The sequence below is a fragment of the Aeromonas sp. R2-2 genome (assembly GCF_040908355.1).
GTDB lineage: Bacteria > Pseudomonadota > Gammaproteobacteria > Enterobacterales > Aeromonadaceae > Aeromonas > Aeromonas veronii.
This window is the reverse complement of the sequence record NZ_JBFODQ010000059.1, coordinates 119,643-132,451: the sequence shown is the minus strand read 5'-3', so window position 1 is coordinate 132,451 and position 12,809 is coordinate 119,643. Positions and strand designations below refer to the sequence as shown.

Genomic DNA, 12,809 nt, shown 5'->3' with positions numbered 1-12,809 from the left:
CTAACAGGGTTGTAACCAAGCGGACTTGCAGTGACGGGGTGAGAGGCGCAGAATCCGCGCCCATCTTTTGCCCCACCTGATGGAGTCCCTATGATTGCCCTGCTCGGCATCCTGAGTATCCTGGCGCTTGCCGTCATATGCTCTGATAATCGTCGTCGTATCCCGTTGCGAACAGTTGGCCTTGCCCTCTGCTTGCAAATCATGTTTGCCGGTTTGGTGCTCTGGTTGCCTGCCGGTCAGCATGTGCTGAACGGGGTCAGCGAGAGCGTAAGCAGCGTGATTGGTTATGGTCAGGAGGGGATCGCCTTCCTGTTCGGCGATCTGGCCAAGTTCAAGCTGGGCTTCATCTTTGCCTTCAACGTGTTGCCGGTCATCATCTTCTTCTCCGCGGTGATCGCCATCCTCTACCACATCGGTATCATGCCGCGGGTGATCGCCCTGCTGGGTGGTGGCTTGCAGAAGCTGCTGGGCACCGGCCGTGCCGAGAGTCTTTCCGCGACCGCCAACATCTTCGTCGGCATGGTGGAAGCGCCGCTGGTGGTCAAACCCTACCTCTCCAAGATGTCTGATTCCCAGTTCTTCGCGGTGATGAGCTGTGGCCTTGCCTCCGTCGCCGGCGGTACCCTGGTGGGGTATGCCAGTATCGGGGTTGAGCTGAAATACCTGATCGCGGCCGCTTTCATGTCGGCCCCTGCCGGTCTGGCGATGGCCAAGATCCTGGTGCCGCCGGGAGCTGAAGAGGTTGATCACCACCAGGATGTGGAGATCCCCCGCGCCACCAACGTGATTGAAGCGGCGGCCGATGGCGCCATGTCCGGTCTCAATATCGCAGTGGCGGTCGGTGCGACCCTGCTGGCCTTCGTCGGTGTGATCGCCATGCTCAATGGCCTGCTCGGCTGGGCTGGCGGTTTGGTGGGGCTGGATCTGAGCTTCCAGATCATTCTGGGCTGGCTGTTTGCCCCCATCTCCTGGCTGATCGGTGTGCCCTGGGATCAGGCGCAAGCCGCTGGCGCCCTGATCGGCACCAAGATCGTGGTCAACGAGTTCGTCGCCTTCATCGGTCTGGTGCAGGATCAGACCCTGAGCGAGTCGAGCAAGGCCATCGTGACCTTTGCCCTGTGCGGCTTTGCCAACATCTCCTCCATGGCGATCCTGATCGGCGGTCTGGGCTCCATGGTGCCGGAGCGCAAATCCTTCATCGCCCGTTACGGCATGCGCGCCATTCTCTCCGGCGTGCTGGCGAACCTGATGAGCGCCTGTCTGGCCGGTCTGTTCCTCGCCCTGTAACAGACGGGGGTACGGACTGGATGCAACAAGGGCGCCCTGATGGCGCCCTTGTCATATGGATAAAAGAAGCCCCGACCAAGGTCGGGGCTTCTTGTTGCTGTTCAGTCGACGTAGAATGTCTGCTGGAAGCTGAGGTTCTGTTGCTGCCCGCCACCCATGATCTTCAGGGTGAACTGATAGGTATCTTCGTTGCGGTAGGGGAGGGTCGCCAGATAGTAGATGGCATCGCCCTCTTTTACCTCCTGAAAGCTCAGGGTACGGATGGTGCCGGTCAGGTTCTTGGCCTCACCGGTGATCCCCACGGCTTGCGCCACTTTCTGCTTGTCCTGTACCGCGATATTGATGATGGCGTTGTAGCGACTGCGCTCCAGCCCGTATGTTTTGGCCACTTCCGGGGTAAGGAAGCTGGAGTTGAAGGCGTTGTAGTGCACCAGCCAGGGCCCCAGCTCCTTCATCTGTTCTGCCTTGAGCGGCAGGGTCATCAGCAGTGCCAGCAGGCCACTCATCCAGGCTGTTTTCATCTGTCATCCCTCTCATATCTACGGTTGGCGCAGGCCGATTCATTCAGCCTTGCGTGTCATTCAGCAGTGCACTCACTTCTTGCGGCAACTGTTTGGGGCTGTCGATGGTGACGGTTTTGTGTCGCCCCAGCTCGCCCCGCACTATGGTGATCTGTCCCTTGGCCACCTTGAACTGCTTGGCCAGAAACTTGATCAGATGGCTGTTGGCCTGGCCATCAACCGGCGGCGCCGTGATGGCCACTTTCAGCTCTTCACCATGCAATCCGATGATCTGATCCCGACTCGCCTTGGGCTGGATCACCAGATGCAGTACCAGTTCATCCCCTTGTTGCAGGACGGCTGGCATCAAATCATCCACCACAGCTGGCCGAACAGGTCACCCAGCAGGTAGTTGATGGCTTGCAGGCCGATAAAGGCGACCAGCACTGAGAGATCCAGCCCGCCCAGTGCTGGCAGTACGCGGCGGATAGGGGCGAGGAATGGCTCGGTCAGCTGATGCATCACATATTCGATGGGGTTGCGGCCCTGGCTGACCCAGCTCAGGATGGCGCGGATCAGCAGTACCCAGAAGATCATCGAGCCCGCTTTCTTCAGCACGGTCAGCGCGGCAAACAGGCTGATGCTGAGCCAGTCCGCCAGCAGTACGTTCATGCTCTTGAGCAGGGCCAGCTTGAGGAAGGCGACAGCCAGCGCCAGCACCACGGAGGCGAGATCGATGCCGCCCAAGCCCGGGATCACCCGGCGCAGCGGGATCACCAGCGGATTGGTCAGCTTGACCACCATCTGGCTCATCGGGTTGTAGAAGTCGGCACGGGCCCACTGCAGCCAGACGCGCAGCAGGATCACCATCAGGTAGAGATCGAAAACGGTGTTAATCAGAAAGTAAGCAGTGTTCATCTGGGCTCCTGTTAGAAGAGGGTTTCCATTTCGGTGGCGCGAGCGACGGCCGCCTGCATGGCTTGCGCAGTCAGCGGCATCAGCCCCTGCTGCTGGAATGTCTTGATGGCTTCGGCTGTGGTGCCGCCCTTGCTGGTCACCTGCTCACGCAGGGTCTGCAGCGCCAGCTCCGGGTTTTGCTCCACCATGGCGGCTGCGCCCAGCGCGGTCTGCTGCACCAGCAGGCGTGCTTGCTCGGGCGAGAAACCCATCGCCTCCGCCTCTTCGGCGATCGCCTGCATAAAGAGGAAGAAGTAGGCCGGGGCACTGCCCGCTGCGGCGATGACGCCGTTGATGCCGGACTCCTGCTCCACCCAGAGGGTCTTGCCGACCGCCTGCATCATCAGCTCGGCAAAGTCGCGATCCACGGCGGCAATATGTTCGGGTGCATAGAGGCCGGTCATGCCCAGACCCAGCAGGGCAGGGGTATTGGGCATAGTGCGGATGATGCGGTCATGGCCACCGGCCATCTCGCCAAGGCGCGCCACCTTGATACCGGCCGCGATGGATATGAGCAGCTTGCCCTCAAGGGAGCCCAACTCGGCAACCAGGGCTGCCAGCATGCCGGCCATCAGCTGCGGTTTGACCGCCAGCACGATCACCTCTGCGTTGCGGGCCGCCTCGGCATTACTCTGGGTGATGCGAATGCCATGTTCGCTCGCCAGAGCCTCCAGCTTGGGCAGACTGGGGTTGGCAGCAGTGATCTGCCCGGCGGGATAACCCGCCTTGACCAGTCCGGCGATGATGCTGCGGCTCATGTTGCCCGCGCCGATAAAGGCCAGCGTTCTATGCTGCATCAGATGCTCCTGTTGCACATGGGGTCGCGGCGGGGTTGGCGCTACCTGCACCACCTGACGCCAGAATTCGGTGTTCCATCAAACGCTCCTGTTGATGAAGTCGCGGCAAGAGGCGGACGTATGGGTTATCCGCTGGCCTTGCCTATGAGTAGTCACGGGCGCCGAAGATGGCGGTGCCGACCCGCACCATGGTGCTGCCGTGGGCTATCGCCAGTTCAAGATCCTCGGTCATCCCCATCGAGAGGGTATCCACCGTGGGGTATTGTCGCGCAAGCTCGGTGAACAGAGTCTGCATACGGGTCATTTGGGCGGCCAGTACGCGCTCGTCACTGGTGTGCTCGGGAATGGCCATCAGCCCCCGCAGCACCAGTCGCTCACTTTGAGAGACCAGCTCGGCAAGGCGGAAAATCTCTTGTTCCGACGTTCCGGATTTGCTGCTCTCTCCGCTAATATTGATTTGCAGACAAACATTTAGCGGTGCCATGGTAGTTGGGCGCTGGTTGTTGAGGCGGTCGATCAGCTTGTCCCGATCCACGCTCTGCACCCAGTCAAATCGTTCGGCGACCAGTTTGGATTTGTTCGATTGCAAAGGGCCGATAAAGTGCCACTCTATGTCGCGATATTCCGGCTGCTGGCGCAAGGTATCGATCTTGGCCGCTGCTTCCTGAGCGTAGGATTCGCCAAAGCAGCGCTGACCTGCGGCATGGGCGGCCATGATGGCCTCGACCGGCTTGGTCTTGCTCACGGCCAGCAGGCGGATCTGCTGGAGGTTGCGGCTCGCTCGTTCGGCGGCTTGGGCAATACGTTCCTTTACCTGAAACAGGTGCTGGGCAATCTGGTTCATATTTCGTTAGTGATCTTGTGATGGGAGAATGACAAGTCTATGGATATCACAGAGTTATTGGCTTTCAGTGTAAAGCATAAAGCCTCGGATCTACACCTCTCGGCCGGGGTTCCCCCGATGATCAGGGTTGATGGTGAGGTTCGCAAGATCAATTTGCCCGCCCTGGAACACCGGGAAGTGCATGGCCTCATTTACGACATCATGAACGACCATCAGCGCAAGGAGCTGGAGGAGAACTTCGAGGTCGACTTCTCGTTCGAGGTGCCCAATCTGGCCCGTTTCCGGGTCAACGCCTTCCAGCAGGCGCGCGGTTCGGGCGCGGTATTTCGTACCATCCCCAGCACTGTGCTGAGCCTCGAGGATCTCGATGCGCCGGAGATCTTCCGCAAGATCGCCGAGTTCCCGCGGGGTCTGGTGCTGGTGACCGGCCCGACCGGTTCCGGTAAGTCGACCACCCTGGCGGCCATGGTCAACTACATCAACGAGAACTTCCATCACCATATCCTCACCATCGAAGACCCCATCGAATTCGTCCACGAGAACAAGCGCTGTCTGGTGAACCAGCGAGAAGTGCACCGCGATACCAAGAGCTTCAGCAACGCCCTGCGCTCGGCACTGCGGGAAGACCCGGACATCATTCTGGTGGGCGAGATGCGCGACCTTGAGACCATTCGTTTGGCCATGACCGCCGCCGAAACTGGCCATCTGGTGTTTGGCACCCTGCACACCTCGTCGGCGGCCAAGACCATCGACCGTATCATTGACGTCTTCCCCGGCGCGGAGAAGGACATGGTGCGTTCCATGCTCTCCGAATCCCTGCGGGCGGTCATCTCCCAGACCCTGCTCAAGCGCATTGGCGGCGGCCGGGTGGCGGCCCACGAGATCATGATGGGCATTCCGGCGGTGCGTAACTTGATCCGGGAGGACAAGATTGCCCAGCTCTACTCGGTGATCCAGACCGGGATGACCCACGGCATGCAGACCATGGATCAGAGCCTCAAGCAATTGGTGAGTCGTGGTGTGGTGGCATCCCTCGATGCCAAGGCCAAGGCCGTGGATCCCAACAGCATTTAAGAGACTCGGACCCAGGGAGGGATAGATGATGAATCTGGATGATCTGCTGAGCGAGCTGGTCGAGCGAAAGGGATCGGATCTGTTTGTGACGGTGGGCTCGCCGCCTACCCTCAAGGTGAATGGCCATCTGGTGTCGCTGGGGGGTGAGGCGCTCGACAAGAAGGGGGCACTGACGCTGGTCAGGGATACCCTCAGCAGCGATCACTTCGAGCGCTATATCCGCACCAAGGAGGCCAACTACGCGATTTATCGCGAAGCGCTTGGCCGTTTTCGGGTCAGCGCCTTCTGGCAGCAGGAGCTGCCCGGCATGGTGGTGCGGCGTATCGAGACCCGCATTCCCACCTTTGAAGATTTGCAGCTACCCAAGATCCTGCAAGAGGTGGCGATGGCCAAGCGGGGACTGGTGCTGTTTGTCGGCGCTACTGGGGCGGGCAAATCGACCACCCAGGCGGCGATGATCGGCTATCGCAACCAGCATGCCGATGGTCACATTCTGACGGTGGAAGATCCGGTGGAGTTCGTCCATCAGCATGGTCGCAGTCTGGTGACCCAGCGAGAGGTGGGGATCGACACCGAGTCATTCGATGTTGCGCTGAAAAGTTCGCTGCGTCAGGCGCCGGACGTGATCCTGATCGGCGAGATCCGAAGTCAGGAGACCATGGAGTTTGCCCTGCAGTTCGCCGAGACGGGACACCTTTGTCTCGCCACTTTGCATGCCAACAATGCCAACCAGGCGCTGGATCGCATCCTCCATCTGGTGCCGCAAGACAAACACCGCCAGTTCCTGTTCGATCTCTCTTTCAACCTCAAGGCCATCGTCGCCCAGCAGCTGGTGCCGAGTATGGATGGCAAGCGGCGCTGCGCTGCGTTCGAGATCCTGCTCAATACCCCGCTCATCACCGACATCATCCGCAAGGGAGAGATGCATCGCCTCAAGGAGGTGATGACCAAATCCACCGAGCTGGGTATGCAGACCTTCGATCAGGCGCTCTTCAGCCTGTTCTGTGCCGGCCAGATTGGCTACAGTGAGGCCCTCGCCCACGCCGACTCGGCCAACGACCTGCGACTGCTGATCAAGCTCTCCGGTCGCGAACGGCTCGGCACCGGTACGCTGGACAATGTGACGCTGGATGAATGAATCATGGGGCCGCTCTGCCGTTCGGCCCCTCGCCATAAAGGAACGTTATGCTGATTGTGGTTTCCCCGGCTAAGACGCTGGATTACGAGTCACCGCTGGTGACACCCCGTTTCACCCAACCCGAGCTGCTGGATCACTCCGCCGAACTGATTAGCCGGGCCCGCCAACTGAGCCCGGACCAGATCGCCACTCTGATGAAGATCAGCGACAAGCTGGCCGGTCTCAATGCCGCCCGTTTTGCCGAGTGGCAGCCAGATTTCACCCCCGCCAACGCCCGTCAGGCGCTGCTGGCTTTCAAGGGGGATGTCTACACCGGTTTGGCGGTAGAGGATTTCAGCGAGGCCGATTTTGACTTCGCTCAGGCACACCTGCGGATGCTCTCCGGCCTCTACGGCGTGCTTCGCCCCCTCGACCTGATGATGCCCTATCGGCTGGAGATGGGGACCAAACTCGACAATAGTCGCGGCAAGGATCTTTACCAGTTCTGGGGGGAGGTGATCACTCACCATCTCAACGACGCGCTGGCAGCGCAGGGGGATGAAGTGTTGATCAATCTGGCCTCCGACGAGTATTTCAAGTCGGTACGCCCCAAGAGCCTGAAAGGGCGGATTGTCACACCGGTGTTCAAGGATGAGAAGAACGGCCAGTTCAAGATCATCAGCTTCTACGCCAAGAAGGCGCGCGGCATGATGGCTCGCCACATCATCAAGCACCGTCTGACCGAGGTGGAGCAGCTGACCGGTTTCAACGCCGAGGGCTACTACTTCGTGCCGGAAGAGTCGGACGCCAATACCATGATGTTTAAACGCGCCGAAAATTAATTACAAAAAGAGGGAACCAATCTTTCGACCCACGGGTCTGAATATGTGAATCCTCTGTTGTAAGCACTTTTTATTCGCCGACGTTTGATACGTCGGCTTTTTTATTGCCGTTTTTATTGTCCATCGATTGCCTTCGCCGGGACTATGTGGTTCAGATAGACTCAATACAGGGAGCGAGTCGTCGTGAGGTGAATATGGAACAGAAAAATGCCATTCGGCAGGTTGCCGTACCTTGGGCTCCGTCCCGCCAGCTACCGCCTGGTCTGGTTGTGGCCGAGCTGCATCAGGATCTCTGGAGCGACTCTCTGACCATCATGCTGGGGCGGGCACGCAGCATCGATCTGCCCCCGCAAATCCTCTGCCGGGTCTATTTTCGCCATATCTATGCCCTGCGGGTTATCGAAGATTGCGATCTGGCCGAGGGGAAGGATAGTCACGCTATCGAAGAGCAGATCCAGCTCATCACCCCATCCCGTTTTGCCAGCTGGTTCCATCAGGAGTCGGATGGTCTGCATCTGGATGAAGATCTGCAGCACTATCGCATCTCGACCTGGGATTATTGCGCCGATGTGCTGACCTCCTCGGCGCCAGAACTGCAGTTCCTGCCCCAGAGCGAGTAGCCAGCTGTTACGTCAGAGGCGAAGGATGATCCTTCGCCTCTTGGTTTTTGGGCGGGCGCAGATTTTGTGGCGTTCAGGCCATTCAGCCCAAGTGGTGGCCTGTTGTGTCGGCACAAAAAAAGCGCCTCAGAGGAGGCGCGGGGAAAAAGACAGATTGGAAGCGTCACATGGGTGCTACTTGAATCAGCGAATGAGCCGTGCCATTCAAGTATGGAGCCATCATGCCAAGCTCAATCTGAAGTAGTTCTGAGGCGATTCTTCATTTTCTGTTCATCTTGTCAGCAAAGCGTGGCCACTGGCTGAAAGCCTTTTCATTCTGATCACGATATTGTCCCGCCCTCTCTAGGGGCGCTCATAGTGTCATGGGGCCAGCTCGAATGTTGTGCCTGTCTGTTCCAGATCCAGCAACCAGCGCTTGATGGGAATGCCGCCAGCATAGCCGGTCAGCTCGCCGCTGCGTCCGATCACCCGATGGCAGGGCACTATGATGCTGAGCGGATTGCGGCCGTTGGCAGCACCCACCGCCCGCACTGCCTTGGGATTGCCGATAGCCTGGGCAATCTCGAGATAGCTCACGGTCTCGCCATAGGGGATATCGCACAAAGCGTTCCACACCGTTTGCTGGAACGGGGTGCCCTTCGCTACCATGGGCAGATCGAACTGCTGCAATTTTCCGGCGAAATAGGCGTTGAACTGGGCGAGATAGGGGGTCAGCGCCTTGTCATCCCGTTGCCAGTCAGTTTGCGGCATGACGGGCCGCTCTCCGTGCATGAACTCCACGTGGCGCAGGCCATCCTGATCGATGGCGACCAGCAGCGGGCCGCGGGCGCTGTCGCAAAAACTGTATCTCATCGGCGGACATCCTTTGGGGGTTGGCTCAGTCCAGAACCGGTTTGCCGCGGGCGGACTTGATATCCCCCTTGCGTTTCTTGGCATCGACCCGTTTGCGCTGGGAGCTGCGGGTCGGCTTGGTGGCATGGCGAGCCTTGGGGCGCCAGGCTGCTTTCTTCAGCAACTCCACCAGACGACTCATCGCCTCCTTGCGGTTCATGTCCTGGCTGCGATGGCTCTCGACCCGGATCAGGATAAAGCCATCGTGTACCCGGCTATCGCTCAGCTTGTCGAGACCCTCCTTGTAGAGGGGCGTCAGGCTGGGAGAGTTGCGGTAATCGAAGCGCAACCAGACGGCGGAGTCGGTCTTGTTGACGTGCTGTCCGCCGTTGCCCTGTGCCCGCATGGTCTGAAATTGCAGCTCATGCCAGGGAATCGTGACGCTGTTGGAGATAACTAACATGCTGTTTTGCTCTTGTTTGGTGCATACCCGCTGACCGCTGCAGCATGGTGCCTCATTATGGGGCGTGCTGGCCAGTTATGGGGAAGTGCCTGGCGAATGGCGCCGGCATTAAACTCTATCTATATGAAATAAAACAATAAAAATACTTGGCATAAGAATTGAAACCCGATTCATGACACACCATGGATTGGGAGCAACCAGATGAAGCTGATTAGTGCGATTATCAAACCGTTCAAGTTGGACGATGTCCGCGAGGCTATTGCCAACCTGGGGGTGGAAGGGCTGACCGTGTCCGAGGTCAAGGGATTTGGCCGCCAGAAGGGACACACCGAATTATACCGGGGAGCCGAGTATCAGGTCGACTTCCTGCCCAAGGTGAAGCTGGAGATTGCTACCGCCGATGATAACGTGGAAGGGGTGATCGAGGCGATCTGCAAGGCGGCCTATACCGGCAAGATCGGCGACGGCAAGATCTTTGTCTACGACTTGCTGCAAGCGGTGCGCATCCGCACCGGCGAGAGTGACGACGAGGCGCTGTGATGAACCGTATCCGTGACGTACAGATCTGTTGACCTCCCGACCTCGGGCATCCCGAGAGAGTGAGCGCTTATTGAAGCCTGATCAACATAACGTTTTGCTCAGAAGAGGCCGAATGGGATTCCATCCGGCCCTTTTCATTTATGGGCGATTAAATATGTGATGTGGCGACGGCGAGCTTTCTTGATCCGCTTATAAGATGTATGCAGAATGCAAACGGAAATCGTTATCACTCTGTATAGCTAATCAAGGAATGGATGATGAAAATGAAGATGTTGGCACTGGCTTTCTCTGCGTTGGCAGCTCAGTCGGCATTGGCGGCCGGGGAAGTGAATGTCTACTCCAACCGGCAGGATGAGCTGATCAAGCCCATCATCCAGCAGTTCGAGAAGGAATCTGGCATCAAGGTGAACGTGGTGTTCGCCAAAGAGGGGTTGAACGAGCGTCTGGAGCGGGAAGGCAAGCTCTCTCCGGCCGACCTGATGCTGACCGTTGATATCAGCCGTCTGACCGATCTGGTGGACAAGGGGCTGGTGCAGCCGGTAGACAGCAAGATCCTGCAGGAGAACATCCCCGCCATCTATCGTGATCCGGAGAATCGCTGGTTCGCCCTGACCACCCGGGTTCGCGCCATCTACTCCAGCAAGGAGCGCCTCGGCAAGCTCGATACCATCAGCTATGAAGATCTGGCCAAACCGGAATTCAAAGGGAAAATCTGCACCCGCAGCGGCAAGCATGAGTACAATGTGGCGCTGGTCTCCTCCATGATTGCCCATCACGGCATGGCCGAGACCAAAACCTGGCTGGAAGGGGTCAAGGCCAACCTGGCGCGCAAGCCGCAGGGCAACGACCGGGATCAGGTCAAGGCGATCAAGGATGGTATCTGTGACGTGTCACTCGGCAACAGCTACTATCTGGGCGCCATGTTGAAAGATCCTGCGCAGAAGTCCTGGGCGGATGCGGTCTATATCAACTTCCCGAACCAGGCTGACCGCGGTGCCCACGTCAACGTGAGCGGCGTGGCCATGACCAAATATGCCAAGAACAAGGCCGAGGCCCAGAAGCTGATGGAGTTTCTGGCTGGCGACACCGCCCAGCACATGTATGCGGACGTGAACGCCGAATATCCGGTCAAGGCCGGAGTCGAGCCTTCCGCCATGGTCAAGTCCTGGGGCAGTTTCAAGTCTGACGCACTACCGGTCAGCGATTACGCCAAGCACCGCAAGGACGCCTTGCAGTTGCTGGATGAAGTGAAGTTCGACTTGTAATCAGATGGGGCCAACGGCCCCATCAACATCTGTGGTCTCATGAAAAATTTTGGATGGATGATCGGCAGCTGGGCCATCGCCCTGCTGCTGGGTTTACCGGTTATAGCCCTGCTTTTCTCTGCCTTTTCGGCTGAGGGGGAGCTGTTTCGCCACCTCGCCGATACCGTGCTGCTCGATTATCTGGCCAATACCCTGGGGCTGGTGGTCGGCGTGGTGCTACTCAGCCTGCTGTTTGGCGTGCCCACCGCCTGGCTGGTGGCCATGTGTCAGGTGCCGGGGCGGCGCGCTTTGCAGTGGGCCTTGATGCTGCCGATGGCGATGCCTTCCTATATCGTCGCCTACGTCTATACCGACTTGCTCGATTACTCGGGCCCGCTACAGGCCGGATTGCGAGCACTCTTTGGCTGGAACAGTCCGGCCGATTACTGGTTTCCGGCCGTTCGCTCCCTTGGCGGCGCCGCCTGGGTGCTGGCGCTGGTGCTGTTCCCCTATGTCTATCTGCTGACCCGCGCCTCTTTTCTCGAGCAGTCAGTCAGCCTGATCCACTCAAGCCGCCTGCTCGGCTGTACCCCCTGGCAGAGCTTTCGTCGTCTCAGTCTGCCGCTGGCGCGCCCCGCCATCATGGTGGCGGTATCGCTGGTGGCCATGGAAACGCTGGCCGATTTCGCCACCGTCCACTTCTTTGCCATCAACACCCTGACCACCGCGGTCTACGACACCTGGCTCGGTTACGGCAGTCTGGCCACTGCGGCCAAACTCTCCTGCCTGATGTTGCTGGCTGTGGTGCTGCTGATCGCGCTGGAGCGGCGCTCGCGCAGTCGGCAGCAGGTGTTCCAGAAGTCGATGGGTCATGAGCAGCCGCTGCGCTATCCGCTCAAGGGGATGAGTCGCGCTCTGGCCGCTTTTTGGTGCTGGGGGCTGGTGCTGGCCGGTTTCGCTCTGCCGTTCGTCATCCTGCTCGATTACGGGGTGCGCTACTTCGAATTGTCGTGGACGCCGGAGTTTGTCCGCTTTGCGGGTAACAGTCTGCTCATCTCGGCGCTGACTGCTCTGCTGGCGATGGGCATCGCCCTGCTGCTCGGCTTCTTCCGTCGTCTTGATGGCGGGATAAAGAGTCTGTTGCCCCTGCGCATCGCCGCCATGGGTTACGCCATGCCGGGTACCGTGCTCGCCATCGGGGTGCTGGTGCCGCTCACCGCCCTCGACTTTGCCATCAACGATCTGGCCGAGTGGCTCGGGCGTCAGGGCCCGGGCTTGCTGCTGACCGGCACCATCACCGCCATCGTGTTCGGTTATCTGGTGCGCTTCGTGGCCATCGCCATCGGCTCGGTGGAGAGCAGCATGGGCAAGATCTCCCCCAGCCTCGACATGGCTGCCCGCTCTCTTGGGCAAGGGGATGGCGGCATGCTGCGCCGGGTCCATCTGCCGCTGGTGCGCCGTGGTCTGTTTGCCGGTGCCATGCTGGTATTCATCGAATCCATGAAGGAACTGCCCGCCGCTCTGCTGCTGCGGCCGTTCAACTTCGATACCCTGGCGACCCACGTCTACCAGTTCGTCTCGGACGAGATGCTGGAGCGCGGCGCGCTGGGGGCCATTGTTATCGTGCTGGTGGGACTGTTGCCGCTGATCTGGGTCAACCGCAGTCTGGATAGTCCGGGCCACTGAGTCGCTC

The 12,809-nt window shown here is 59.2% G+C and carries 15 protein-coding genes; 8 read left to right on the top strand and 7 right to left on the bottom strand.

The window, feature by feature from the left end; all coding sequences use genetic code 11:
- The first annotated feature begins 90 nt into the window (after positions 1-90).
- Positions 91-1,287, top strand: coding sequence for a NupC/NupG family nucleoside CNT transporter (locus tag AB5Z09_RS11580; RefSeq protein WP_368195343.1), 1,197 nt, complete (start codon positions 91-93; stop codon positions 1,285-1,287).
- A gap of 101 nt (positions 1,288-1,388) precedes the next feature.
- Here AB5Z09_RS11580 and AB5Z09_RS11575 read toward each other — a convergent pair whose 3' ends face one another.
- The 5 genes from AB5Z09_RS11575 to AB5Z09_RS11555 form a co-directional block, all read right to left on the bottom strand.
- The gene (locus AB5Z09_RS11575) at positions 1,389-1,808 is read right to left on the bottom strand and encodes a DUF4426 domain-containing protein (protein WP_005341419.1); all 420 of its coding nucleotides are present in this window, start codon (positions 1,806-1,808) and stop codon (positions 1,389-1,391) included.
- Between the two features lie 43 nt (positions 1,809-1,851).
- The gene (yggU, locus tag AB5Z09_RS11570) at positions 1,852-2,154 is read right to left on the bottom strand and encodes a DUF167 family protein YggU (RefSeq protein ID WP_123173809.1); all 303 of its coding nucleotides are present in this window, start codon (positions 2,152-2,154) and stop codon (positions 1,852-1,854) included.
- Positions 2,154-2,705 (bottom strand): YggT family protein, encoded by a 552-nt coding sequence (locus AB5Z09_RS11565; RefSeq protein WP_115521283.1) that lies wholly within the window; start codon positions 2,703-2,705, stop codon positions 2,154-2,156. Before AB5Z09_RS11565 ends, yggU begins: the two co-directional genes overlap by 1 nt.
- Before the next feature lie 11 nt (positions 2,706-2,716).
- On the bottom strand, positions 2,717-3,541 hold the full coding sequence (gene proC / locus AB5Z09_RS11560) for a pyrroline-5-carboxylate reductase (protein ID WP_368195342.1): 825 nt from the start codon (positions 3,539-3,541) through the stop codon (positions 2,717-2,719).
- A gap of 142 nt (positions 3,542-3,683) precedes the next feature.
- Positions 3,684-4,385, bottom strand: a complete 702-nt coding sequence (locus AB5Z09_RS11555; protein ID WP_368195341.1) for a YggS family pyridoxal phosphate-dependent enzyme — start codon at positions 4,383-4,385, stop codon at positions 3,684-3,686.
- Between the two features lie 39 nt (positions 4,386-4,424).
- Between AB5Z09_RS11555 and tapT the strand changes: the two genes are divergently transcribed.
- The 4 genes from tapT to AB5Z09_RS11535 all read left to right on the top strand — a co-directional run bounded on the left by tapT (position 4,425) and on the right by AB5Z09_RS11535 (position 8,038).
- The gene (gene tapT / locus AB5Z09_RS11550) at positions 4,425-5,459 is read left to right on the top strand and encodes a type IVa pilus ATPase TapT (protein ID WP_123173807.1); all 1,035 of its coding nucleotides are present in this window, start codon (positions 4,425-4,427) and stop codon (positions 5,457-5,459) included.
- Positions 5,460-5,487: 28 nt separating this feature from the next.
- Complete coding sequence (gene tapU / locus AB5Z09_RS11545; RefSeq protein ID WP_005340356.1) at positions 5,488-6,597, top strand: type IVa pilus ATPase TapU; 1,110 nt, start codon at positions 5,488-5,490, stop codon at positions 6,595-6,597.
- Positions 6,598-6,644: 47 nt separating this feature from the next.
- Positions 6,645-7,418: a peroxide stress protein YaaA gene (yaaA, locus tag AB5Z09_RS11540; protein ID WP_368195340.1), complete on the top strand. Its 774-nt coding sequence runs from the start codon at positions 6,645-6,647 to the stop codon at positions 7,416-7,418.
- Between the two features lie 194 nt (positions 7,419-7,612).
- The gene (locus tag AB5Z09_RS11535) at positions 7,613-8,038 is read left to right on the top strand and encodes a hypothetical protein (RefSeq protein WP_005340360.1); all 426 of its coding nucleotides are present in this window, start codon (positions 7,613-7,615) and stop codon (positions 8,036-8,038) included.
- Between the two features lie 360 nt (positions 8,039-8,398).
- On the opposite strand, the gene AB5Z09_RS11530 is transcribed toward AB5Z09_RS11535, so the two are convergent.
- Positions 8,399-8,890, bottom strand: a complete 492-nt coding sequence (locus AB5Z09_RS11530) for a methylated-DNA--[protein]-cysteine S-methyltransferase (RefSeq protein WP_368195339.1) — start codon at positions 8,888-8,890, stop codon at positions 8,399-8,401.
- A gap of 25 nt (positions 8,891-8,915) precedes the next feature.
- On the bottom strand, positions 8,916-9,332 hold the full coding sequence (gene arfB, locus AB5Z09_RS11525; RefSeq protein WP_021230947.1) for an alternative ribosome rescue aminoacyl-tRNA hydrolase ArfB: 417 nt from the start codon (positions 9,330-9,332) through the stop codon (positions 8,916-8,918).
- 201 nt (positions 9,333-9,533) lie between these two features.
- On the opposite strand from arfB, the gene glnK reads away from it, so the two are divergent.
- The 3 genes from glnK to AB5Z09_RS11510 all read left to right on the top strand — a co-directional run bounded on the left by glnK (position 9,534) and on the right by AB5Z09_RS11510 (position 12,802).
- Positions 9,534-9,872, top strand: coding sequence for a P-II family nitrogen regulator (gene glnK, locus AB5Z09_RS11520; protein WP_005341406.1), 339 nt, complete (start codon positions 9,534-9,536; stop codon positions 9,870-9,872).
- A gap of 257 nt (positions 9,873-10,129) precedes the next feature.
- Positions 10,130-11,137, top strand: coding sequence for a Fe(3+) ABC transporter substrate-binding protein (locus AB5Z09_RS11515; protein ID WP_005357960.1), 1,008 nt, complete (start codon positions 10,130-10,132; stop codon positions 11,135-11,137).
- Between the two features lie 39 nt (positions 11,138-11,176).
- A complete protein-coding gene (locus tag AB5Z09_RS11510; RefSeq protein WP_368195338.1) occupies positions 11,177-12,802 on the top strand; it encodes an ABC transporter permease in 1,626 nt (541 codons plus the stop codon).
- Positions 12,803-12,809 lie beyond the last annotated feature (7 nt).